Source organism: Luteolibacter arcticus, assembly GCF_025950235.1.
GTDB classification, from domain to species: Bacteria; Verrucomicrobiota; Verrucomicrobiia; order Verrucomicrobiales; family Akkermansiaceae; genus Haloferula; species Haloferula arctica.
Genome location: NZ_JAPDDT010000002.1, coordinates 512,612 through 536,474, shown reverse-complemented (window position 1 = coordinate 536,474; position 23,863 = coordinate 512,612). Strand labels below are relative to the sequence as shown.

Below are 23,863 nucleotides of genomic sequence, written 5' to 3'. Positions count from 1 at the left end.
CCCTGGCTACACCCATAAAACCCGTTTGCCAATTCAAACAAACTTTCCTATGAGTGACTCGCCCCCAAGGCGAACCCAAAACCCATGTCCCTCAAAGCCCTCGTCCGGGCAGGTCGGTCCCTGTTCGCGACGTCCCTTGTTCGTGCCGCCGCGAGCCTGCTCGCGCTTGGAAGCGCGTCCGCCCAGCCCGGGCTCGACGCTCCGGAGGCCATTGGCGCGTATTTGAATGGCAATTTCCCCGCCGTGGAGCCGAGTTCCACCGGCGAGTGGACGGTCCAGGAGACCTACACCGGCATCAATATCAACCTGCCGATGCACCTGACCCCGTATCCGGGGACGAGCAAGCTGCTGTGCGTCGCCAAGGAAGGGCGGATCTTCTTGTTCGAGGACAATCCGGCGGCGACCACGACCGAGACATTCCTCGACCTGCGTTCGCAGACCTTTGTGGCCAATCCGGTCAGCGACTGCGGGATGACCTGGCTGGTGTTTCACCCGCAGTTCGGGGTCCCAGGCAATCCGAACCGCGGCTACGTTTACATCACCTACAAGTGGGCTCCGGCCGGCGGCGATGGCCACGTCTCCTACTGGCGGCTGTCCCGCTTCACCGTGCCGGATGGCAGCCAGGCGGCGAATCCAGCCAGCGAGCTGGTCCTCATCCAGCAGTACGACCGCCAGGAGTTCCACGACAGCGGCTGCATGATGTTCGGACCGGACGGCTACCTCTACGTCGCCATCGGCGATGAAGGCGGCGCGAACGACCAGTTCAATGTGGGCCAGAAGATCAACGAGCGGCTCTTCTCCGGCATCCTGCGCCTCGACGTGGACAACAAGCCGGGCAATCAGCCGGTCACCACGCGTCGCCAGGTGCAGCAGATCGCGATGCCTTCCGGATGGCCGAACAGTTTCACCACGGGCTACTCGATCCCTGCCGACAATCCCTTTGTTACTCCGGGAAAGGATTACCTTGAGGAGTTCTACGCGATCGGCCTGCGCCAGCCATACCGGTTCTCCTACGACGAATCTAGTAATACGACGTGGATCGGCGAAAGCGGACAAGACACCAGCGAGGAGCTGAGCATCCTCGCCCCGGGTGCCAACTACGGCTGGCCCTTCCGCGAGGGCAGCGTCGCCGGGCCGAAGGCACAGCCCGCGACGATTCACGGCACGCTGACCGCGCCGGTGTGGGACGTCCTGCACGCGGCCGGTCCGGACGGCTGCCAGGTCGGCGGCTTCGTTTACCGCGGCGCGGCGCATCCGGATCTGGTCGGGAAATTCCTCACGGTGGACAACATGAGCGGCCGCATCCGCAGTTTCACGAAGGCCGGCAATGTCGCCACCGCGACCCACCTGACCGACATGCCCAGCGGCAGCGTGTACAGCGGCACCTCGACCATCGGCCAGGACCACGCCGGCGAGCCGGTCTTCATCAAGATCAACGGCACCGGTGCCCGCGGCCGCTTCATGAAGCTCGCGCTGGTCGCACCGCAGGCGACGAATCCCGTCTGGTACCGCTTCGAAGACCAGCACGCGTCCAACAGCTCCGGCTATCTTTCCGACAATCCCCTCAATGCCACCGTCGATGCCATCGACAACGGCATCGCCATGCTCGCCAATGACAACGGCAGCACCAGCGCCAACGTCCGGTTTACCGCCTCGAACGGACTCACACCAGCCGGCACGGCTTCGAATGCCGCCGGCGTCCGGATCGTCGGCACGGCCGACGCCAACGGCTACCCCGGGAACGCCAAGGGCGATCTCTACACGGCGGACAAGCTCGGGCGGCTCGACGACTTCACCATCGAGCTGAGCTTCAATCCCGCTGCCGGATCGATCTCCACTGGCTTCCAGTGCCTCCTCGGGCTCGACGGCACTACCGGCGTCGTCCCGGAAGGCGGTGAAACCGGGCCACCCATCCAGCCCTTCCGCCTGATGCGCTGGGGCCGCACCGACGACAATGTCCCGCCGCTCGACAACCCCGGCGTGCCCCTTGAGAACGGCGACCTTTTCCTCAACGTCCGCACCCTCAATCCCGCCACCCAGCAGTGGCGATCGCTCGCGGTCCACATCCTCGACCGGACCCTATTCACCGCCGACCGTTGGTATCACCTCGCCATCGTCGGCAATGTTTCCGCCGGCACGCTGACCGTCCATTCGTATGAAAACGGCAGCTACGTCCAACGCGGCCAAGCCAACGGCTACGTCGGCAATCTCCAGCCCGGGATCTGGGCAGTCGGCCGCGGCATGTACAACTCCGCCTTCGCCGACTGGGTCACCGATACCAACTTCGACGAGATCCGCATCGCCAACGCCGCGCTCCCGCCGAGCCAGTTCCTCTACGCCACCCAGCCATGGCAGCCGGTGGTGGTCGTCGCCAATCCGCCCTCTCTGCTTTCGGAAACCGGCGCCTTCTCCGACCTCGCGACTCTCACGCCCTCTCCAGGCGTTTTCCCGTATTCGGTGAATGCCCCGCTTTGGTCGGACGCCGCAGCGAAGAAGCGCTGGATCGCGCTGCCTAACAACGGCACCCACGACACGCCGCAGGAAAAGATCGGCTTCGATCCGGAAGGCCCGTGGTCGTTCCCACCGGGCACCGTTTTCATCAAGCACTTCGAGCTGCCCACCGACGAAACCAACCCGTCCGTGCTCAAGCGGCTGGAGACCCGCTTCATCGTGATTCCTGCGACGGGCGAGCCATACGGCATGACCTACAAGTGGCGGGCCGATGGCAGCGAGGCCGACCTGCTGCCCGGCGGCCTTAGTGAAGACATCACCATCACCGAGGCCGGCGGCGGCACCCACGTCCAGACGTGGGACTACCCCAGCCCCACCGACTGCCGCGTCTGCCACAATTCCAATGCCGGCCACGTGCTCGGCCTCAAGACATGGCAGCTCAATGGCGACCTCACTTACGATCGCACCGGACGCACCGCCAACCAGCTTGAGACGCTGGCGGACATCGGCTGGTTCGATTCGAACTACCGGCCGGAGCACCTGTCGTGGTTCTTGAAAAGCCGCCACATCGACGACGACACCGCCTCGCTCGAAGTACGAGTCCGCTCGTACTTGGACTCGAATTGCTCGCAGTGCCACCGGCCGGATGGCGTGCGCGCACTCTTCGATGCTCGCTTCACCACGCCGCTCGTCGATCAAAACCTGATCCGCGGCGCGCTGGTCGAGCCCGCGGACGAGCGGATCATCATGCCCGGCGATCTAGATCACTCCATGCTCAGGATCCGCCACGGCACCACCGGCCCGCTGAAGATGCCGCCGCTGGCGAAACGCGTGGTCGATGAAAAGGCAGCTCAAGTCATCGCCGATTGGATTCTCTCCCTGCCATCCGCGCCGGGCGTGGAGCTCACCGCTCCCGCCATCGCGGGAGGCGCATTCACGGTAGCGGTGCATTTCTCCGAAGCTGTCACCGGTCTCACCGCCGATGATTTCGCGGTCACCGGCGGCAGCGCCACCGGGCTGACCGGCAGTGACGCGGACTACGTCCTGTCCATCACGCCACACGCCTCGGAGGACGTTGCCGTCCATCTGCCTGCCGGCAAAGCGCAGGCGGGAGAACACGGCAACTACCCCTCGGCCACGCATACCGTGATCTTCCGCGACCCCGCTTTGGTCGCGTGGCTGAAGCTGGATGAAAGCGCCGGGACTTCCGCCACCGACAGCTCGCAGGAGGAAAACCACGGCACCCTGGTCGCGATGGAGCCGGCCGACCGCATCGCCGGGAAAATCGGTGGCGCGCTGCATTTCGATAGCACTGACGAGCGCATCACGATGGGCAACGTCGCGCCCAATGACTTCACCGTTAGCTTCTGGATGCGCACCACCCGCGCTTTCCCGGTCACGGCCAATCCACCGGCCGGTCTGGCCATCATCCACGCCGACAGCGGCGGACCCACCAATGACTTCCTGATTGCCGGCACCCGCGAAAACGGCATCAGCCGCATCTCATTCCAGACCGGCAATGCGCTCGGCACGCCAAACCAGATCCTCCACGCCACCAGTCCGGTGGATACCGGCGCTTGGGTCCACGTTGCCTGCACCCGCGTGAAGTCGAGCGGCGAGATGAAGATCTACATCAACGGCGTCCTTGAAGCGACCCGCAGCGGCAGCGTCGACACGCTCAATGCCAATGGCGTCCTTTGCATCGGTGCCACCCCGGGCAACGCCGGCACCAGCTACGAAGGCGATCTCGATCAAATCCGCATCCATGATCGCGCGTTGACCGCTGCGGAAATCCTCGACCTGTCCGGGGAAAGCGATGCCCTGCCCCCCTACGAGCAATGGCTGGCCGATCGCTTGCCCGGATTATCGCATCTTCACGGTCCCGATCTGGACCTGGAGAACGATGGCACCAGCAACTTCGGCGAGTTCGCCTTCGGCGGCGATCCGCTGGTGGCGAATGTCTTCCCGATCCCGCTCGATCGCGCCGGAGACGGTAGCGTGACGCTCAGCTACAGGGCCCGCCAGGCACCGGCCGGCGCGACCTATCAGGTGCAGGTCGGCAACAACCTGACCGGCTGGGCCGATGCCAATCCCGACGTCACGGATGTGACCCGCACGCCGATCCCCGGCACCGGTTACGAAACGGTGACCGTCACCTATCTTCCGCCGGCCGACGAAGAGAAGCTGTTCTTCCGCATCGAGGCCTTGCCGGAGTAGCCGCCGGGACGTTCCGGCTTGTGGATCACCCCCGGATGTGTTGTCTGCGGCGCCATGCGCCATGTCATCACCCTGTTGTTCACCGTTTTCATCGCTTCGTGCGCGCACACGGCGATCTCTCCGGTCTCCACACCCTCGGGCGAGCCGGTGATCATCGGCATCCGCGACGTGCCGAAGGGCGGCGAGCCGAAGCGTTCGCAGATCATGGCGATCAACGAAACGCTGCTGGAGGGTACCACCCCTGAGACCCTGATCTGGAAATACTTCCCCGAGCTGGAAGGCAAGGGCGACGCCGGGGTCGTCATCACCGGCCTGATCGGCGAGGCCAAGACCAAGAGCGGCAAGACCATCGACGCCTACGTCCCGATCGTCGTCATGCGCGCCACCGCCCCGCACGCGCGGGTCGAAGAAGCCGCCACGAAAATGGGCGCCGATATTTACCGCCGCGCAAAGAAGGCCGGCGATGTCTATCCGATCAGCCAGCTCGCCGAGCGCCCGAAGGAATGAAGCGAGGCCGTAGCGTCAACTATTGGAGCATGTCACCCGACCGGATCGTCTCCCGCAAGCGCTAAGCCGACAGCGCCGGAGGCGCGAACCGAAATTAGCCGGTGGCGTCAGCCACCGGAATCGGTTAGCCACTCCCGTGGCGTCCCGGCAGGGCCGCCGGACGAAGCCACTGGTCATGCCCTCCACTCACCTCGCGCTGCACATCCACGTGGTTTTCAGCACCAAAGACCGGCAGCCGCTCATTCATGCAAACTGGCGGGATCGCCTGCACGCCTACCTTGGAGGCGTGGCAAAACAGCTCGAAGTTGTACCGGAAGCGATCGGCGGCGTGGCGGATCACGTCCATCTCCTTTTGGGCATTCCTGCCACGGTGGCGTTAGCACCGGTGGTCCGCGGAATCAAGGCAGTCTCATCCCGGTGGGTTCACGAGGAGATCGGGCTGACCAAGTTCTCGTGGCAAGAAGGATACGGCGCGGTTTCGGTGAGCCTTCCCACTGCGGACGGGTGAGGGACTACATCGCAGGCCAGGGGGCGCATCACCGCACCAAGGGATTCCAAGAGGAGTATCTGAGCTACCTGAAGAAATGCGGGGTGAGCTACGACGAGCGTTTCCTCTGGTGACCGCCCCCTCCACCGGCCCTCCGGGGCGGGGATGTGCCCGATGTCCCGAATCCGGTGGCTCACGCCACCGGCTAGTTTCCACGGGCACCTCCGGTGCCGCAGCAAGGCCCGCCCAAGGATCTTGGCTAAGGAACAAGGCCCAGAATTTCTTTCTCAATCTCCACCGCCGAGCGGTATTCGATGATGTCGGGAAAGTTCTGAGACTCGATCTCGGGCAAGCAGATCGAGAAATCCCGGTTCACCTTGAGCTGCGGGACCAAAACCCGGAAGCGGGTGTCACCTGCACAGGTGACGTGACGCGTCGTCTCGGGATACGCGAGGTCTCGCTTGAGCTGGACCGCTTCCTCCGAGTATCCGGCCAGGCCGCTCGAAATCACCTTCCGGAAGTAGTCGGCACAAGCCGCCTTGCTCAGGGTGTTGACTTGCTTCGTTCCCGAACTGTCGGAAACCGTGACCGCTCCATCTCCCGTGATCTTGATGTGCCGGTCGATGCCTCCCAATCCACCGGTGTGAGACAGGGTGACCGAGTCCTCGGGAGAAGGTTCGAACTTCTTCAAGCCGGCTTCAGGACTCACCCAGTCGCCATCAGGTCCAGTGAACATGGGGACGGAGGCGTATTCCCGAAGCTCCTTCACCTTGTCCGCATGCTGTGCCTCCACGGCGGCTGTCTGCGCCTTTACCATCCTCATCGCGCCCACGCGGGAAACGATCCACCCGGCCATGAAGCTCATGCAAATCAAGCCGGCGGCCATCCCGATCGCTCCCGCGCGGGTCATGATCAGGGTCCGGCCGGGTCCGGTGGGCGGTGATTCCATGATTTGCCCAGCGTGACGGGCGTGATGCAATGCGTCAACGATCCGGGTCGCCGGTTTCATGAGGTGGCATCATTTGTGAATTTCCCGGTTAGAAATTACGGCTCCGGCGGCTTTAACTCCTCGCGGAATGCAAATCCGATCCGCAGCCCTTGATCACGTTTTGTCACTCTGATCGCGGACCCCAAGTGGCGGCAGAATCCCCTGCCGCACCCGCTCCTGCTGCTCCCATTCATCAAGGGGATCGACCCACTTCCTCTCTATCGGCGAAGCCGCTGAAGTGTCCACTGAAGGTCTAGGGCCAATTGTCGGATTCGCAGCCGGACTCCTCTCCGGAGCCACAGGAATCTTCACCTTCCCAGCGATCTCGCCACCGCAGTGCAGGCAACGGACAACATTCACCGCCGGTAACGCGCCCAAGCAAAGCGGGCACTTGGGACGTTTGTCCGGAATCGCCAGGGCAAAGAGCCAACCGATGGGGCCCAAAAGAAAGCCGAGAATGGCTCCATCGCCACCTGCTCCTCTGGAGTGGCCGATGAAGTATCCAATCACGGACATGGCACACCAAATGGGGAGAATGTAGAGGAGGTATTCCATGCTTTGACCTATCACAGGCCATGCCTCCGGGGCAATGCTTCTCCGTCTCCGGAAACGAGCCCGGAAAAAAGCACTGACAGATCCCAGCAGCAAGAGACTTTCCCCAGTGACATCCGACTTCCCATCCCTTGCCATGACCACCACCGGACACCTCCTGCCTTGCCCGCAAATCCCGCGCGCATCCCAAGGAGTTTCCAAGGCTTAGCCCCGGTGTTTTTCCACTAAGAAAACGGAAGGCCCATAGATCAGATATTCAGCAAGGGATGCAGACCCTAACGCTCTTTGTCAGTTCACCCGGCGACGTTCGCGACGAACGCCAAGCCGTCGGGAGGATCGTGGAGCGGCTTCAGGCGCGCTACTGGAATTTCATCCGGCTGGAGCCGGTGCTGTGGGAAAAGGAGCCGCTGCGGGCGACCGCGCATTTCAATGAGGAACTGATCCGCCCGTCCGATTGCGACCTCTTCGTCTGCATTCTGTGGTCGCGGCTGGGCTCGCCGCTGCCGTCTCAATTCAACCGCAAGGACGGCACCCGCTTCGACTCCGGCACCGAATGGGAGCTGGAGGAGGCCACCGATGCCTTCGAGGAGCGCGCGGCAAAGAAGGACGCGAAGGCGAAGCCGGACATCCTGGTGTATCGCCGGATGAGTGAGCCGCCATCCGGCGGCGACGAGGGGGCGAAGCGCGAGCAGAAGAAGAAGCTGGATGCCTTTTGCGAGCGCTTCTTCTTCAACAAGGATAAGACGATCCGCCGCGCCTTCTCGCCGTATGAGACGGTGGATGAGTTCCTCGCGCTGTTCGAGCAGCACCTCGAAAAGCTGCTGCTGCGCCACATCCGCCTGCAAAGCGGGCTGGCGGAGGACGCGGTGCGGCCGCTGCCGCTGGAAGGCTCGCCGTTCAAGGGACTCGGCACCTTCGATTTCGAGGACGCGCCGCTGTTCTTCGGCCGCAACCGGCCGATCGCCGAGGCCTTGGCGAAGCTGAAGGAGAACCACTCCGCGGGCCACGCCTTCCTGCTGATCTACGGCGGCTCGGGATACGGCAAGTCCTCACTGATGCGCGCCGGCCTCGCCCCGCGCCTGACCGCCGATGGCTACCTGCCCGAAGTCGGCGAGTGGTGCGGCACCTGCCTGCTACCAGTGGAAGGCGGCGCGCCGCCACTTGAGACGCTCGCCCGCGCCATCGTCGAGGCGGTGCCGGATCTCGGAAAACTGCGCGACACTTCCGGTAAGGGAGCCCCCGCACCAGCGCCCGTCCCCGCCCCTTCCTCAAAGAGGAAAAAGAAAGGCAGGGGGAAGCCGCAACAGGTGATCAAGGCGGCCGAGCCGGTATGGGACGCGGCGCGACTGGCCCGGATGCTCGCCAAGCCGGAGGACCTCGTCTTCGCCATCGCGGCCATCGTCGCGGGGCTCGACCGCGTGCGCGCGGGCAAGCCGGCCCACCTGCTGGTGCTGATCGACCAGCTTGAGGAAATCTTCACCGCCAGCGACGTGACGGCGGAGATGCGGGACGCCTATTTCCACGTGCTCGCCGCGCTGGCGATGTCCCGCCGCGTCTGGGTGGTGGCCACGATGCGCAGCGAGTTCTTCCCGCGGGTGCCGGAGCATCGGGATTTGTTCCAGCTCGTGCGCCATGGGGGGGGGTATATCCTGAGCCCGCCGGATCTGCCGGAGCTTCACCAGATCATCCGCTATCCGGCGCTCGCCGCCGGCCTGCAATTCGAGCGGCATCCGGAAACCGGCCGCGATCTTTCCGAGCAGATCTATCAGGACGCCGCAGACGCGCACGATGCGCTGCCCTTGCTGGAGTTCACCTTGGAAGAACTCTACCAGCGCCGCCGCGACAATGTGCTGGCGTGGGCCGCCTACGAGGAACTCGGCGGCCTCGCCGGGGCGATTGCCCGCCGCGCGCAGGAAACCTACGACGCACTGCCATCCGAAACCCGCCGCCAAGCCGCCAAGCAGATCTTCGGCGAACTGGTCACGCTGGATGCCGCGAACGAGGGCCCAGCCACCCGCCGCCGCGCGAAGCTCGCGGAGCTGCGCGAAGTCCATGCCGGAGCGCCCGCATTCCTGACCGCCTTCACCGAGGCCAAGCTGCTGGTCACCGGCAGTGAACACGACACCGCCACCGTGACGCTCGCCCATGAGGCGCTGATCACCCATTGGCCGGTGCTCAAGCAGTGGATCGAGGACCATCGCGACCTGCTGCTGGCCCGCCGACGGCTGGAGGACTCCACCCGGCTGTGGGCCGAGGGCAATCGCTCGCCGCGCTTCTTCCTCACCGAAGGCCGGCTCGCCGAAGCCGAGCGCGTCGCCGCCAGCGGGGTCTTCCGCCTGAGCGCGGATGAAGGCGAGCTCGTCCGGCTCTCGCGCCTCCGCGCCCGCCGCAAGCTGCGGCTTTTTCAAGGAGCCACCGCCGTCTTCGCGGTCCTCGCCGTGGCCGCAGGCGTGCTCGGCGTGGTCGCCCGGAACAAACAGCGCCAAGCCGAAGTCGCCGAGGACAAGGCCAATACCGCTGCCGCAGAAACACGTCGCTCGCTCGCCGCCGCGGACTTCGACTCCGGGGCCGCGCGGATCGCCGCCGGCTCGCCGGATGAGGCGCTGCCCTTCCTGCTCGCCTCCTTGGACAGCGATCCGAAGAACGTCGATGCCCAGGCTCTCTTGTTAGACACCCTGCGCCGGACCGCGTGGAACTTCCCGGAGATCGAGCTGAAGCATCCGCTGCCCGTGCGCATGCTGTCGTTTGGCAAGAACCGCAACACGCTCTTCGCCGCGACCGACTCCAGTTCCAGCGCCGAGGGCTTTAATACCACGCTGCGCTGGGATCTCGCCAAGCCGGCAATCTCCTCGATGCTGGCCCCTCATTGGGGCGAGATCACGCTAACCCTGTCGGCCTCTCCAGGCGGCAAGCACCTGATCGTCCAGCGCGACTACAAGCACCTCGGCGACGCCTTTCTCTGCAACGCGGAAACGATGCAGGTGATCGCCCGCCTGCCGGTCACCCGGGCTCGCACCATTCCCGCGACATGCTTCGCATGGTCCACCAATGGCGCCTTGCTCGCGTATCCGGCGAATCCGGCACCCGGTAGCCCGGCGGCCTCGAGTTTCGTCTGGCGGATCGTCGCTGCCGCCAGCGGCCAAACCTTGCGCGAGTCCGGTCCGCTGCCGCCGACCGCCGCCGCACCACTTTCCGCCCAGCTCGATGGCGTCCGGCTGCGCGCCATCGCCGCGGATGGCTCGCTCCTTGAGATGCCCATTCAGCCGAATGCCGCGGAGCGTCGTGGCAAGGTCGAGATCCCTTTCGACTTCGCGGTTTTCAGCCCCGATGGCGGCGATCTTCTCGCGGCCCTGCCACAGGAGGATCGCGAGGAGCCGCGCCACGAAATCATCGAGATTCGCGACGAAAACGGCCAGTTCGAGAGCAGCCTGCGCGATGTCACAGCGGACGATGGCTGGGCTTCCCCCACCGCGCTCGCCGAACGTTTTCCGTGGTCGAACTGGGCGTCGCCCTTCTGGGAGAAAATGTTCGGCCAGCCGGGCGGCACCGCGCCGCCGCTACGGGTCACGGGATCGCTGTTGGAGAGCACCGATGGCAACGCAACGCGCATGCCCATCCGCGCCGAGTCGCAGATCGAGTCGGTGGCGGCTTCCGGCAACCGGGTTGCCGTGGGGACGGCCTCCGGCATGCTGACGGTCCACGAGTTTCTGGAGCCACTGGGCCACCGGCTGCCGCCGGCGAAAGACCTCCCGGAAGATCTCCCGGAAAACGAAGGCGAAGCCGGATGGAAGACGGTCGCCGGAGACACTCGCGGCCAGATCCAGGTGCGCGGCCGGGACTGGCGGCTGAAAGCGAAGGAAGGCGACCGCATCACGCCCATCGAGAGGTATCCCGGCTGGATGTGGGTCTGCGACGCCGCGCTCCCCGCCGATAGCGCTTTCATCGTCCAAGCGGGCTACAGCGCGGGCTCCGGCGGCTATTCCTCCGCCGGCATGGTGGTGTCGGATGCCGCCACCGGCGAGATCCTCACGGACTTGGAACCGGTTTCGGAAATCCGCTCGGTGACTTTTCTCGGCGATCGCCATCGGGTGGCGGCGATGGGCGCGATGGAGGTGATCGTCGCGGACGTGGAGAAGAATGGCTTCCGCCAGGTGACTACCCTGCCGGTGGTGGACGCCCGCGCGATCTACTACATCGCCGGTCGCGAGCTGCTGGCGGTGGCGACGACTGGCTCGGTGAGCGTCTTCGACGCGCGCGATTTCTCGCCGGTGCTCACCTTGCCCTTCGCCCAAGCCGCCCATGGTACTGACTGGGAGCAAACCCGGCACGCCTGGGCCCATGATGCCACGAACGAGTGGCTCGCCTACCGCCGCGACCGCCAACTCGATGTCTGGTCGCTCCGCTCCGGCCGGCGGCTGGTGAGCAGCCTTCCTCTGCCGTCGGCGGACGTGGTTCCCGGCTTTGCGGAAAAGGACGGCATGACGGGGCTTGCGCTCTCCGGAACCGTCGAGGCCTTCGTGCCGCTCGCGCGCACGGGCGGACTGGAGGCCCCTCAGATCGCGGCCCTGCGCGGGCTCTCCGAATGTCTCGCCGGCATGCGCTTCGCCGAGGGCTCGCGCGCCCTCGCGGCGATCGATCCCCAGCGCCGCCACGAATTGGCAAAGGGGCTCGATGCCGGCGCCGCGGAGCCGCTGTTGCCGGGTGCCAAGGATCTGCTCGCAAGAATGGTCACCCTCGTGCCGCGCACCAGCGCTCCGGCGATCTGGGAGCCGGTCTGGGAGCGACTGGCGCTTGGCGGCGGAGAAAGCCAGCGCATCGCCCGCTGGGCTGCGGACCTTGGAAAGGATCATCCGTGGTTTCGCGGCTACATTCGCAATCTGATCGGGCGCTCCGACGAGCGCTTTTTCACCTACCTGCTCCGAGAAAAACCGGAGGGCCACGAGGAAGACGCCCAAGAACCCCTGCCTCATGATTACGATATCGGCCACTTGCACCGGCTGGCGGGCGATCCGGAGGCGACAGGCGATTTCAAGCAAACCGCGTGGCTCGTCCTCCGAACCGCTTCCGCCGGCAAGGACCTCACTGACGATGCGGCGCGCGAGGAGTTCCCCGACCTCGACTTCGAGGCACTGGCGAAGCTCGAGCCCGCCGCGCTGGAGGCGCTGCGCAAGGCGCTCGACGAGGGCGAGCAGAGCGATTGGCGGATCAAGCTGATCGACGAGCTCGGCAAGCGCCCCGCCGCCTTGGCGCGACTCGATGGCCGAGTTGCGGCCACACTGGCGGCATGGGAAGCCGACCAGACACCTGCCCGCGCGCTCGATCATGCCGAGGCGCTCGCCTTCCGCGGCGAGGTGGCGAAGGCCGCGGAATTCCTCGCCGGCAAGATCCCGGACGACACCGCGCTGACTCTGGAGCAGGCGCATTTCCTCATTTCCTCCCGCCTTGCCACGACCTGCCCGGTGGCGCTGGAGCGCGCGCTTGATGCGCTTGGCTCGCCATGGCTGCGCGCCGCGTGGGTCAGCTCGCCCGGCGAAAATCTGCCAGCCCGGGTGGAACGCACGATGACTGCGGTGGACGGCCAAGGTCGCGCCGCGATCTCCGCCCTGCACGCGGCCCTGCGCGCGAACGACCCCGACGCCATAGCGACCGCGCTCCGCCTGGCCAAGGACCTGCCGCGGCCGGTCCGCGACTACGCCACCGCCCGGACGCTGTGGGCTCTCGGGAAGAAAGCGGAGGTTTTCGCGCTCTGGCCCGACGACTTGCCCGACTTCCGCGAACTCGAAGAGGCGAGCGATTGGGGGGGCTGGGAAGCCGTCATGTATTGGGAAGAGACGGACAAGTTTCTCGACCAATTGAACCAGATGGCCGCCACGCTCAAGGCCCCCGAGGACGCCGCCATCGAAGATCTGCGCGCGCTCGGCGAGAGGCTTTTGGACAAGGAAGCCACTGCTACCTTCGGCGCGAAGCGCGTTCGCGAGGCGCTAGTGAGTTGCGCCCTCGGCTTGGCCGACGATGCCGGTTCGGCGGAACTCGTCACCAAGATGGTCGATCATGCCCGCCTCGCCGGAGCCTCGCATCCCGACTGCCTGCGCATCGAGGCCCGCTCCTTCATGGCGCAGGGCGACTTCACCTCGGCCTACGCCCGCTGGCTGCAGCTCATCGACAACGCCGAGAGCGGCCTCGTCGCGGCCGACTACGTGTATGCCGCGCGCTGCGTGCTGGAAGACATGCAGGATGCCGCAGCCATGGAACTCCTGAACTTGGGCAAGGAACGCTTTCCCACGGACGCCAGCTTCGCCGCGGATGCCGCCTGGCTGCTGCTGACCACCGAGCATCCGGAGGAAGCGGGCGTGATGCTGGAGCACGGCTTCACGATCCCTTACCCGGAAGATCAGAAGCAAACGGCCACCGCCATGCTGCTCTGCGCCGCGGAGCAGACCGAGCGCACCGACCGCGCTGACCAAGCCTACCAAGAGCTGCTCGCGCTCAGCCCGGAGTGGGGCGACGAGAAAAGCCTCGAAACGCTCGAATGGCCCGAGGCCCTCAAGCAAACCCTGCTGGCCGTGGCGAAGCGGAATCGCGGTGAGGCTCCGCGAGCGAAAGAGGTAGAAGAGGAGTGACAACGGCTGCGGCTTCAAAAAAGCCGGGACGGATTTCTCCGTCCCGGCCGACCTCGAGGAATCCCATTTCCTCTAGAAACCATCAGCGGTCATTTACGCGCTGTCCGCCGCTTCATACGACGCCGTCGCCGCGCTCGAACCGAGCGGGCGGAAATATTCCGGATTCGCCAGCCCCGGCATCTGCGCGCACTTCGCTTCGATGCGTGGCAGGAAAGCGTCGTAGCCGTGCTCGCCGCTGCGATGAGTACCGGCGATCCATTCCTTCCACAGTGCCACTTCCTCCTGCGTCCGGCGGATCAGCTCGGACTTCGGCGCGCCGGGAAAGATCGCCTTGAGCCAATCCTGGCCATAGCGGATGTGGCCGGCTTCGTCGGCCCAATCGTAGTCGCAATCCTGCGCGCTGTAGGGATCGCCCATCCGCCACAGTTCCTCCTTGAGCGCCGCCTTCCACTTCGGTCCTCCCTGCTCGAGGCCGTGGACCGCGAGGAGCATCGCTTCCATGCCTCGTCGCACACAGATGCCCACCCAGTGATCCGGCACCATCGGCACGTCGATGCCGACTTCGAAGCCATAGGCAAGCAAGCGCCGTTCACCCATCATCGCGTGGCGCATTTCATCATAGGCCCAACGCGCCGTGTCGCGATAAAGCGACCACGGCATGCCCGGATAGTGCCAGATGAACGCGGCCGGCAGCTCACACGCCCACAGCTCGTTGACGTGATCGATCGCCACCCACACCTGCTGCTCTTGAGGCGTCCGCGGCGGACGCGGCGGCACTTGGGTCACGGCTGGAAGCCAACGGGGATCGCGCGCCGGTGATGGAGCGATTTCGTAGCGCGGCCGGTCGGAAAAACCCGCACTCTCCAACAATGGCGCTGCGCTGTCGCGGCCGAAGATTCCGCCCGCGTGTCCGATCGCTTCACCAAGCCACTCGCACCACGGCTGCGCGGCCTTCCGGCCCGAGGCGGGACGATTCGCCCACCCCACATCAAAGGTGGCGAGTTCATCCCGAAGCTCGGTAGCTACGATCGCGAGCACGCGATGGCTCGGCGCGTCATCGAGCGGATCGCTCTGTTTCAAGTAGCGCTCCACCGCCGCGAGCACGGCGGGCTTTATGACCTGATAGACCCCACCGAGAAACTCCTCGTCGGATAAGGTGGAAGGCAGCTTTTCGAGCACCCGGATCAGGGCAGCGTCCACCTCCAAATCCACGTCCACGCGCGGGAAGCGGAGTTCGAGCACGCGCGAGCGGACGGCCTCTGCATGCTCAGCATCGAGCCAGATGTGGCGGGCGAGCATCTTCTTCGCCTCCCAATTCGCCACGCCGCTGATGCGACCGGCCATGGCGCGCATCGTCTCCCGCAGCGTCCGGTAAAGCCGCCGCTGCAGAGAGCTGGCCTGCTCGACTTCGTGAAGATTCGGATGAACGGCGATCATGGTAGCCGGGTGGCGCGGAGCCGGAAGTAGCGGGAAAGAACAGCGGGTCCCGGAACCTGATAGATGCGGGTCAGCATCTCGCCGGCCTCTTCGGACTCGCCGAGGAACACCAGCGATTCGTCCTCCGCCCAGTCGTCGAGGTCGGTGCTGCTTTCGATGCGGACGTCCGCGCCGGTGCGATCACTCGCAAGCTGCAGTGAGAGCTGGCCAGCCTCAAGCGCCAGCGGGCGAGTCGCATCGGGCTTGGCAGGATCGGAGTCTTGCAGGAACTCGATCAGATCCGCCACCCCATCGCCGTCACTATCGAGATCGGGCTGCTCAGGATCCAGGTCGAGTTCACTGGCCCAGCGTTGCCACGACATCGGATCGGCCGCACTGCTGGCAGGGGAGGAAAGAGTGAGCGTCCCACTGGATCCAGCAGAGGTCGCACTGCCGGTGGCGATAAACAAGTGGACCGGCTGGCCGGCGACCAAGCCCGCAACATCCAAGGTCCAGCTCGCCGTTGAGTTCGCGGCATCGAGCGTTTCATCCGCCACGACCTCGGCGAGGATCGTGCCATTTTGTTCGGTCCACGCGCGGTCGATCGTGATCGCACTGCCGCCTCCGCTTCGGGTGAGGGCGAGTTGATGGAGGCCATTGCCATTGACCAAGGTACCGGCATCGATCCTCCAGACGCGGCGTGTCGTGGCGCAGTCTGCCGGCGTCCAAGTAGTGCCGATGTCGCTCATCTCGCAGCGGCTCACGGTGATGGTGCCATTGGAGTTCGTGCCACCCGCGCCGTTGGCAATGATGGCGAGAGATAGATCGGCAGGCATCGAGGCGACGCGGAAGTAATAGCGATTGTCGTAGGCTTCCCAGCCGGTCCAGCCCGGGTGGATGTCTCGCTCGATCAGGGTGGCGCCATCATGGAGGGCCACCTCGTGGATCTGCAGCGCTTGGCTGCCGCTGGTGTATTGAAAGGTGACACACCAGATGCCGGGCTGATTGATCTCGGCGGCGGGGCGGGTCCACTTCGCGGGCGAGGCCGAGCACACGGCTGGCGACCAGGTGCCGCTCACCGTGTTTGAGGAAAGGTCGAAGCTGCCTTCCGCTTCCGCACCATACTTCGCCCACAGCGCCGCGGCGACCTCGATGGTGTCACCCGTGGTGGTGGTGGGATAAGCTTCGTGGCCATTGGACCACGCAAGTTCCCATGCGCCGATCTGCGAGCGCACGGTGCCTTCATTGAAGGCGGTGCCCTGATCCACCGACGCGTAGAGCGCGGTGAGGAATTGCTGCCAGCGCGGACGGTAGAAGCCGGAGAGCAAGCCGGCCCACTCGCGGTTGGCGTAGTCGTTGAGATCGCTGACCGAGTTCCCCCAGGTGGTGAGCAGGAGGCGGGCATTGCGTTCACACAGATCCTTCTCCGCGGCGGTGCCGCCCCACGAACGGGCGTCGGACAACCATGTGCCTAACAGCCAGTCGGGACGCGTGGCGCACAGCGTGTCGAGATCCGCGATGATCTCAAGAATGCGGTCGCCGTGAATGTGGACCGCGGCGGCATTGTTGTCGGCTTTCGCCTTCGCCAGCATCCGCTGGTGACGCGTGGCCAGATCGCACAGCACCTGGCGCGCGGTATCAGCGAGGTCGAAGCGATAGGCGTCCGATGCCCCGGCCTGCGGCGCGGCTTCGAGCATTTTCCCCCATGCGGTGGCAAGCTGTGGCGCGTGATAGGGAATGTTGGTGCTGGCCCAGGTGCGGGCACGCAGCGAGGTGCTCAGGCCGGGACGGGCACAGACGATCGAGTTGTGCGGCTCCTGCTCGCCCGCGCCGGGATTGTCCGTGGTCTTGCGGCGCAGATCCCATGCAGCATCGAGTGCGGCATGGCGGACGCCATAGCGGCGCAGCGCATAATCGCGAGACCAGTTCGTTAGGTCCGGCGCGGTCGCTCTCCACGAGTGCGTGAACAAGAGATCATACGCCGCGGGAATGGTGTGGCTTCCTTCCGGCACCATGCCTATGCCGGCCATCGGCCCGCGCGCGGGATCGGCCAGCGCGGCGGCGGGCATGCTGGCCAGCTTCGACAAGGCGGCGTCCATCCCGGTGTTGCCGCCGAAGTTCATGATCGCGCACCACACCCACGGTGTTTGGTTGAAGGCATTGCGACTGCGCCAGCCCTCGGAGGTCGTGCAGTTGAGATCGAGTACCAGCAGCCGCTGCTTGTCCACGGCATCCAGCATCGCCTGGATCGGATTCCCGCCCCATGCTTCGAGCACCCAGGTCGCCTGCGGGTTCACCTTGCTGATGCCGGCGAGCACGGCCTGCGACGCGGCGGCGAGGTCGATGCCGGAAGTATCACCCCCCTCGTGGAATGGATCCGCGGCCACGAACTTCACCGGCCCATAGACCTCGGTCAGCGCCTGCGCGTAGTGCGTCGTGAAGGTGTCGAAAATCGGATCGGTCGGATTGAGCATGTTCGGCCGCTGGAAGCCGCCTGCCCACCCTCCCTGCCCACGCACGTCGGCGGCGGGGAAGCGGGTTTTGAAATCCTGCGGCACCATGCCGTAGAAGCCCTGCACCATCGGTGCCATGCCCAGCGCGCGCATGCGGTCGCAAATCTGGCGACCCAGCGTGACACGCCCCGTGATCAGCCCGTCAGACACCGGCCCGGCGAAGCTGTGCATGTTGGAAAGCAGCATCCACGGCAAGTGCGAGGGATGGCACAGCCAGCCGCGCACCTCGGCATCCGTGTAGCCGAAGTGATCGCACAACGTCCGGCGGAAGACCTCCTCGATCCCCGGCGTCACCTGCGCGACGTTCACGCCTTGCAGCGCCAGCATGTCGATCTCCCGCTCCCACTTGCTCCAGTTCCACCATGCGCTGGTATAGCCGAAGGTGCACGGATTGTAGAAGAAGCGCACGCGGTGCGGGCTGATCACGCGCAGCTTTTCCGGCACCAGCGGCAGCGGCGCGGGCAAGGCGAGCTGGTCGCCATTGCGCGAGACGTGGCAATGGCAGAAATCCATCAGGTAGCGGTTCAGCGCGGACGCCACGCTGACGGAGGTATTGCCGCGCAGGACGATCTTTTCGCCGCGGCCTTCGATCTCGAACACATCCATCCCATTCGCCGGAGCGACGAACTCGATGATGAAGCGGCCCGCCTGCCCTGGCAGCAAACGCGAGAGCAAGCCCGACGCCGCGGTTAGATCGCGCGGATAGGCGTCCACCGTCAAGGCCGCGCCATTGCTCGGCACGCTGCCTTGGCCATTGCTCACGGTCACCGAGTACGATCCGGCATCCGTGCTGGAGAGATTCGAAAGCGTGAGCGTGGCGCTGGTTTGACCTTCCAACACCTGCGTCCCCTTCTTCCATTGGTACGTCAAGGTCGGCGATCCGCTCGCCTGCACGGAAAAGGTGTGGCTACCAAACTCGGACGCCGTGGCCGCAGCCGGGTGGCTCGCGATCGTCGGCGCGACCGGCACCGCGACCGGCATCACATCGCCGAAGGTCGTGCCAATGCGCAGCGAGTCGTAGATCATCCCATTGTTCCCGGACAGCCGGATGCGATCGAAGACCGGGCGATTCCCCGAGCCATTCGCGATGTTCCCCGGCACACTCGTCGCCGGCGTCGACGACGCGATGTCCGCGCCGACCTGCGAGGAATTCGTGAATACATACATCGTCGCCGCCGTCTGCGTCGCCTGGTAATCAAGGCGCATCACGTAGCGCACGGCGGTAGTCACCGGCACGTTGCCGAGGCTGCCCGCGCCGACGGTGGTCACATCAGTCCAGCTCCAGTCATTCTGGTCATACTGGTTTCGGCCGAGCATCAACGAGTAATTTGCATTCGCGTCGGTGAAGTTGGTCGAGCCCGCATTCCACAGGTTGATGCTGCCGAAGCCGCTGGCCGCAGTTCCTTGCTGCGCGGTGAAGGAAATCCACACCTCGCCATTGCCGGCGCTTTCCGCAGCGATCGCCGTGGCGGCACTGGCCGAGAGCGCGCGGAAGTAGGCGTTACCATTGGTCGCTACGCTGTTGCCGGAGCCCCCTTGGCCGAGCGGATCCAGGCTCCCGGCAGCGAGGTTGAGCGCGGCTTCCGTGGTGCCATTCGAGGCCTTCCACGGCTCGCCCCAGCCACTGCCTCCATCCATTGGCGCCGCACCTCCGGCCGGATAGTCGAAGTCATCGGACGCGATCGGCACGGCTTGCACGAGGGCGGGCAGCATCAGGAGCGGAATCAGCGGATGGAGCAGACGGATCATGGATCAGAGAAAAGAAAAAGAAGGGGGAGATCGGACCGGCCAGTCCCAGCGTCGGGCCTGACCGGTCCACTCGCAAATGGACATCAAGGCATCACGGACCGGTCACCTTCAAGCGCATGAACTTCGGCGACCCACCGGTAGGCAGCGTGTAATCGACGCTGTCGGACTCGATCACCACGTCGCCAACCAGCACATCGTCCCAGGTGGTGAGGTTGATAGAGGTTTGAACCACGTAGTCGGTGCCATACACGCCGGTGTAGCCCGCACCCTTCGGCCAGGAAATGAGACGAGCGGCATTCATCGCGGGATTCGCGGTGAAGGCGGAACCATTCACGCCCATGAAGTATTCGATGCCATTGGCCACGCCATCATGGTCGTGATCCATCGCCATCGTCTGGCCCGGCGCATTCGCCGCCGCCCACGAGCTGAAACCACCGCCCGGGATGGTCAGCGTGACCCGCGAGCTGTCCGCATAGGAAAGCGTGAAGGAATTCGCGCCGATCACTACGGAAGCTCCTTCGGCAAGACCCGTGAAGATGCCGGTGAGGCTCTGGCCGGTGTAGTCGAGGATCACCAGCTTGGTGCCCGCGGCCACAGTGCCGGATCCGACCTCGGTGAAGTCGGCAGTGACTCCGGTGAGCGAGACCGCACCGTGGGCCACCACCTTGTCGGCGGTGCCGCTGGTGCTATTGACCTCCACCTGCAGCGTCGATCCCGTTTCAAAGGTCAGCGCCTTCGCATCCATCGTGCCCACGCCCGCGCCAGGTGCCAGCGTCGCGCCCGACTTCACGGTCACATCCGAGCCGATGGCTCCTGTGCCGGCAAGCCTGCCACCTTCGACGGTGGTTGCCCCGGTGTAGGTATTCGTTCCGGCAAACGTCTGGGTGCCCGTGCCGATCTTGGTGATCGCGAGAGGTGTGACGTCTTGCTTCAACACGCCGCTGAAGCTGGCGGTCTTGTCACCGCCGCCGACCACCAGGGTGGCAACGGGGGTAGTGAGCGAATCACGCCCCCACACTTCGCCGCTGCCTTGCAGACCCCCGATCGTTTCGGTGACGCCGCGGTAAATGTGGAAGCTCGCCGTGGCTCCGACGTCCACGATGGCCGAGTCACCGATCGCATTCGCACCCGCGGCATCAACCCACAGACGGCCGCCATTGATCAGGTGGATCGTGCCGGTGTTGTCGGACGCGGTGCCCCGGAAGGCCACCCGGTTGTCATAGACACCACCGCCACCAGGACCATCCACGAAGTAGTCCCCCGCTCCTGACAAGGACGGGTTGATGTGGGTGAAGCCGGTCGCTGCACGGAGGAAGGTGACTGCCGAGTTGTTGACGATCTTTTCGCTCGCGATTTGCGGGGTGTTGCTGGCAACCGCAGAGCTGTCGAGCAGCAGGCTTCCCGCATTCACCACGGTGTCACCGGTGTAGGATTGCGAGCCGGCCAGCTTGAGCGTGCCGGCACCGGACTTCGTGAAGCCCTGGGTGCCCGCCACCGGCGCACTGATCGTAGTGGTCTGGTTGTTGACCGTGATCGAAGGCGTGCCGGTATCGGTCGCCAGCGTTAGCATCGAGCCGCTCTGCGGGATCAGCGACCAATCGGAGGTCGGTGACGGCGAGGCATCGCCGAACGCCAGGTGACCGATGACCCGCGAGCCATCCAGCGTGACCGTGGTGGACTGCGTCAGTGCCAGGGAGCTGAAATTCGCGGAGGCACCGCTGCCACCGGCGATGACCATGTTCTGCCAGTTGGCTTCGTCACCCGGTTGACTGCCCCAGTAGGCATCGCCATTCGTGATCCATGTCGGCGTGTCGATGGTGTGATACACGCCAGTCGTCACCGGGCTGTCCGCCTTGCCCGCTTTCTTCGCGAAGGCCTTCAGCGTGAAGGTCGCGGTATTCGCCGGCAGCATGATCGGCCCCGCATAAACCGGCGAAGCGGCGGTCGGCGTGCTGCCATTCACCGTGTAGTGAATTGTCGCGCCCGACTCCGAGGTGATGGTCACCGATGGCGTCCCTGCAAAGCCCCCGCCCGATGGCGAGAACGCCGGCGTGCTCACATAGTTGACCACTGTCAGGATGCCGGAGGACGCGAGCCCGCCGAAATCCCAGCTCAAGCCCCCCGCCAGGGCCGGCAGACTGAACGATGTGAACCCGCCGCCATAGGTGGCCGCGTCGAAAAGCAGAAAAGAATCGCCGAGCGCCAGGGCATCCCCGGTCGCCGTCACTTCCAGCGTGCCGCCGAAGTTCACGGCGTCAGCATCCAGCAAGTCCTGGGTAAGCCCGCTGCCGCTGTCTTTGTGGATCTGGAGAACCGTCGTCCCCTGCAGGGTGACCGTGCCGCCGACCGTGAGCGTGCCGATGGTGGCGCCGGCGGGCGTGATCACCGATCCTGCCGCAAGATTGACTGGCCGGTTGATCGTGCCGGCGCCATCGAGCGTACCCGTCGCTCCGACCTCCACCGATCCGGCCGCTGTGGCAAGCGTGCCATTCACCACGAGCGTCCCCGCGCTGACGGTGGTGACACCGGTGTAGCTGTTGTTAGAGCCAGCCAATACCAGCGTGCCAGTGCCGGTTTTCGTCAGAGTCTTGGCCCCCGAGCCGGCGCCGGTGTTCTGGCTGATGTTGCCACTGATTACCAGGTCGTGGCCGTCCGGCACCGTGCCAGCCGCGGCGTCCACCGTGAGATGACCGAGCGTCAGGTCGATGCCCGTCGCGATCGTCGAGGCCACCGGAGCCGCGAAGGAATGGAGCGCCGTGCCTCCGGTCGGAGCGCGGAAATAGACGGTGCCGCTGTCGATGCTCATCGACCCACCGGTCAGATTGATGGTCTTGAGATACTCGCCGCCCGTGCCGCCGCCTTGGAGGTTCGCCGTGCCTCCGTTGAGATTGAGAACGCGGGTCGTGTTCTGTCCGCCGCCAATCACGAATGGCGTGGTGGCCCGGAGCGTCGCACCGCTGTTCACGGTGATCGCCCCCGTTCCGAAAGCTCCCCCCTGCGTGCCCGTGAAAGCCACCCCCGCCGACCCTGTCAGCGTGCCGCTGCCACTCACGATCGTGCCGCCGCTGTAGGTATTCGCACCGCTCAGGATCTGCGTGCCGCTGCCGGTTTTCACCACGCCACCGGTGCCGCCGATGACACCGGCATACGCCGCCGGGCTGCTATTGTCGCCGCCAGTGGTGAGCGTCGCCGCGCCCAGCGTGATACCGCCGCCGACGGTGCCGCCGCCGGTGAGCGAGCCGACGAGGGTGTCGAAGCCATTCAGATCAAGTCCAGTGCTTGCCGCGTTTGCGAGGCTCACTGCCGATTCATTGCCGAAGGCTCCCCCGCTGCCAGCCACCGACGAGATGCCGGCTCGCAAGATGCCGCGGGTGACCGACGTCGCGCCGGTGTAGGTATTGAGCCCCGAGAATACCAGCGTGCCCGTGGTGTCGGCTCCGACCTGAAGCGTGGTGGTGTGTGCGCCATAGCCGTCTCCGGTCTGCACCGTGGCGAGCGGGCTGGTCGCGCCGCCGGTGTCGAAGTTGAAGCCGAGGTTAGAGCCGCTGACATTCTTGGCGGCCGTGGATCGTGCGGTGATATCGGCGCCGGACTGGGCAAGCTCGACCCGGACGCCCTTTGTGAAGCCACCATCCACTGCCTGCAGCCAGAAGCTCGCCGTGGTGCCGTTGTTGGTGAGCAGGTAGCCGCTGGCATTGACCGGGGTACCCGCGCCGACCCATCCGCCGCCGATCTTGCCGCCAGCGCTCGTCACGCCCGCCAGCGAGGTGTTAGGGAAAAGCGTCTGCGCGGTATTCGTGAGGAACGTGGTGGTGGTGACCAACTGCCCGGTGCTGCCGATCGTCAGGGCCCCGCTGCCCGAGATGACACCAGAGGAGGTGATCGTCCTGCCACTTGCAACCTTCCAGGTTTGCGCCGCCGCAAGCTCCACCGGGTGACCGATCGTAAGATTCACCGGTGAGGTGGAAAGGTCGAGGCCGCCCGAACCGAGCGACAGCATGCCGGCGCCGCTGATCGATACCGGAGCCGTCGCACCCGTGACTGCGAGTCCATTCCATGCCGCACTCGAGTTCAGCGTCAGGCCATCGCCGAGTGACGAGGCATTCCAGGTAGCCGTGTCGGTGCCGGTGGGCGCCGTGCCGCCCCAGCTAGCGCCAGTGGCGAGATCAGTGCCGGTGGCCGACTTGATCACCGGCGCTGCGTGAGCCTGTGGAGCAAGGGCGAGGCCGGCGCACAGCGCGAGGCGATGGAGGGTCGTGGTGGTGGGTTGTTTCATGGGTCGGGGTAGATGGGTCAAAGGAGTGACATCGGGACTTGTGGGGAGATCGGAAGAGACTTGGCGGACGAATGAGGGGCGCGGCGG

At 65.3% G+C, this 23,863-nt stretch carries 9 protein-coding genes; 4 read left to right on the top strand and 5 right to left on the bottom strand.

Annotated elements, in window-relative coordinates; all coding sequences use genetic code 11:
* Window positions 1–84 precede the first annotated feature (84 nt).
* The 3 genes from OKA05_RS06900 (at window position 85) to tnpA (ending at window position 5,683) form a co-directional block, all read left to right on the top strand.
* A complete protein-coding gene (locus OKA05_RS06900) occupies window positions 85–4,668 on the top strand; it encodes a LamG-like jellyroll fold domain-containing protein (RefSeq protein ID WP_264486384.1) in 4,584 nt (1,527 codons plus the stop codon).
* A 54-nt stretch (window positions 4,669–4,722) separates the two neighbouring features.
* Window positions 4,723–5,175, top strand: coding sequence for a hypothetical protein (locus tag OKA05_RS06895; protein WP_264486383.1), 453 nt, complete (start codon window positions 4,723–4,725; stop codon window positions 5,173–5,175).
* Between the two features lie 175 nt (window positions 5,176–5,350).
* Entirely contained in the window at window positions 5,351–5,683 is a 333-nt protein-coding gene (tnpA, locus tag OKA05_RS06890) for an IS200/IS605 family transposase (RefSeq protein WP_264486382.1), read from the top strand.
* A gap of 238 nt (window positions 5,684–5,921) precedes the next feature.
* Here tnpA and OKA05_RS06885 read toward each other — a convergent pair whose 3' ends face one another.
* Both OKA05_RS06885 and OKA05_RS06880 read right to left on the bottom strand, forming a co-directional pair.
* Complete coding sequence (locus OKA05_RS06885; protein WP_264486381.1) at window positions 5,922–6,611, bottom strand: hypothetical protein; 690 nt, start codon at window positions 6,609–6,611, stop codon at window positions 5,922–5,924.
* Between the two features lie 153 nt (window positions 6,612–6,764).
* Window positions 6,765–7,205 carry a hypothetical protein gene (locus tag OKA05_RS06880; protein ID WP_264486380.1) on the bottom strand — a complete coding sequence of 147 codons (441 nt, stop codon included), beginning with the start codon at window positions 7,203–7,205 and terminating at the stop codon, window positions 6,765–6,767.
* Window positions 7,206–7,468: 263 nt separating this feature from the next.
* Here OKA05_RS06880 and OKA05_RS06875 point away from each other — a divergent pair, with 263 nt between their 5' ends.
* On the top strand, window positions 7,469–13,822 hold the full coding sequence (locus OKA05_RS06875; protein ID WP_264486379.1) for an nSTAND1 domain-containing NTPase: 6,354 nt from the start codon (window positions 7,469–7,471) through the stop codon (window positions 13,820–13,822).
* Between the two features lie 93 nt (window positions 13,823–13,915).
* Here OKA05_RS06875 and OKA05_RS06870 read toward each other — a convergent pair whose 3' ends face one another.
* The 3 genes from OKA05_RS06870 to OKA05_RS06860 all read right to left on the bottom strand — a co-directional run bounded on the left by OKA05_RS06870 (window position 13,916) and on the right by OKA05_RS06860 (window position 23,776).
* Window positions 13,916–15,259, bottom strand: coding sequence for a DUF455 family protein (locus OKA05_RS06870; protein WP_264486378.1), 1,344 nt, complete (start codon window positions 15,257–15,259; stop codon window positions 13,916–13,918).
* A complete protein-coding gene (locus OKA05_RS06865; RefSeq protein ID WP_264486377.1) occupies window positions 15,256–19,500 on the bottom strand; it encodes an alpha-N-acetylglucosaminidase TIM-barrel domain-containing protein in 4,245 nt (1,414 codons plus the stop codon). The genes OKA05_RS06870 and OKA05_RS06865 overlap by 4 nt, the downstream gene beginning before the upstream one ends.
* A 91-nt stretch (window positions 19,501–19,591) precedes the next feature.
* Window positions 19,592–23,776 carry a beta strand repeat-containing protein gene (locus tag OKA05_RS06860; RefSeq protein ID WP_264486376.1) on the bottom strand — a complete coding sequence of 1,395 codons (4,185 nt, stop codon included), beginning with the start codon at window positions 23,774–23,776 and terminating at the stop codon, window positions 19,592–19,594.
* Window positions 23,777–23,863 lie beyond the last annotated feature (87 nt).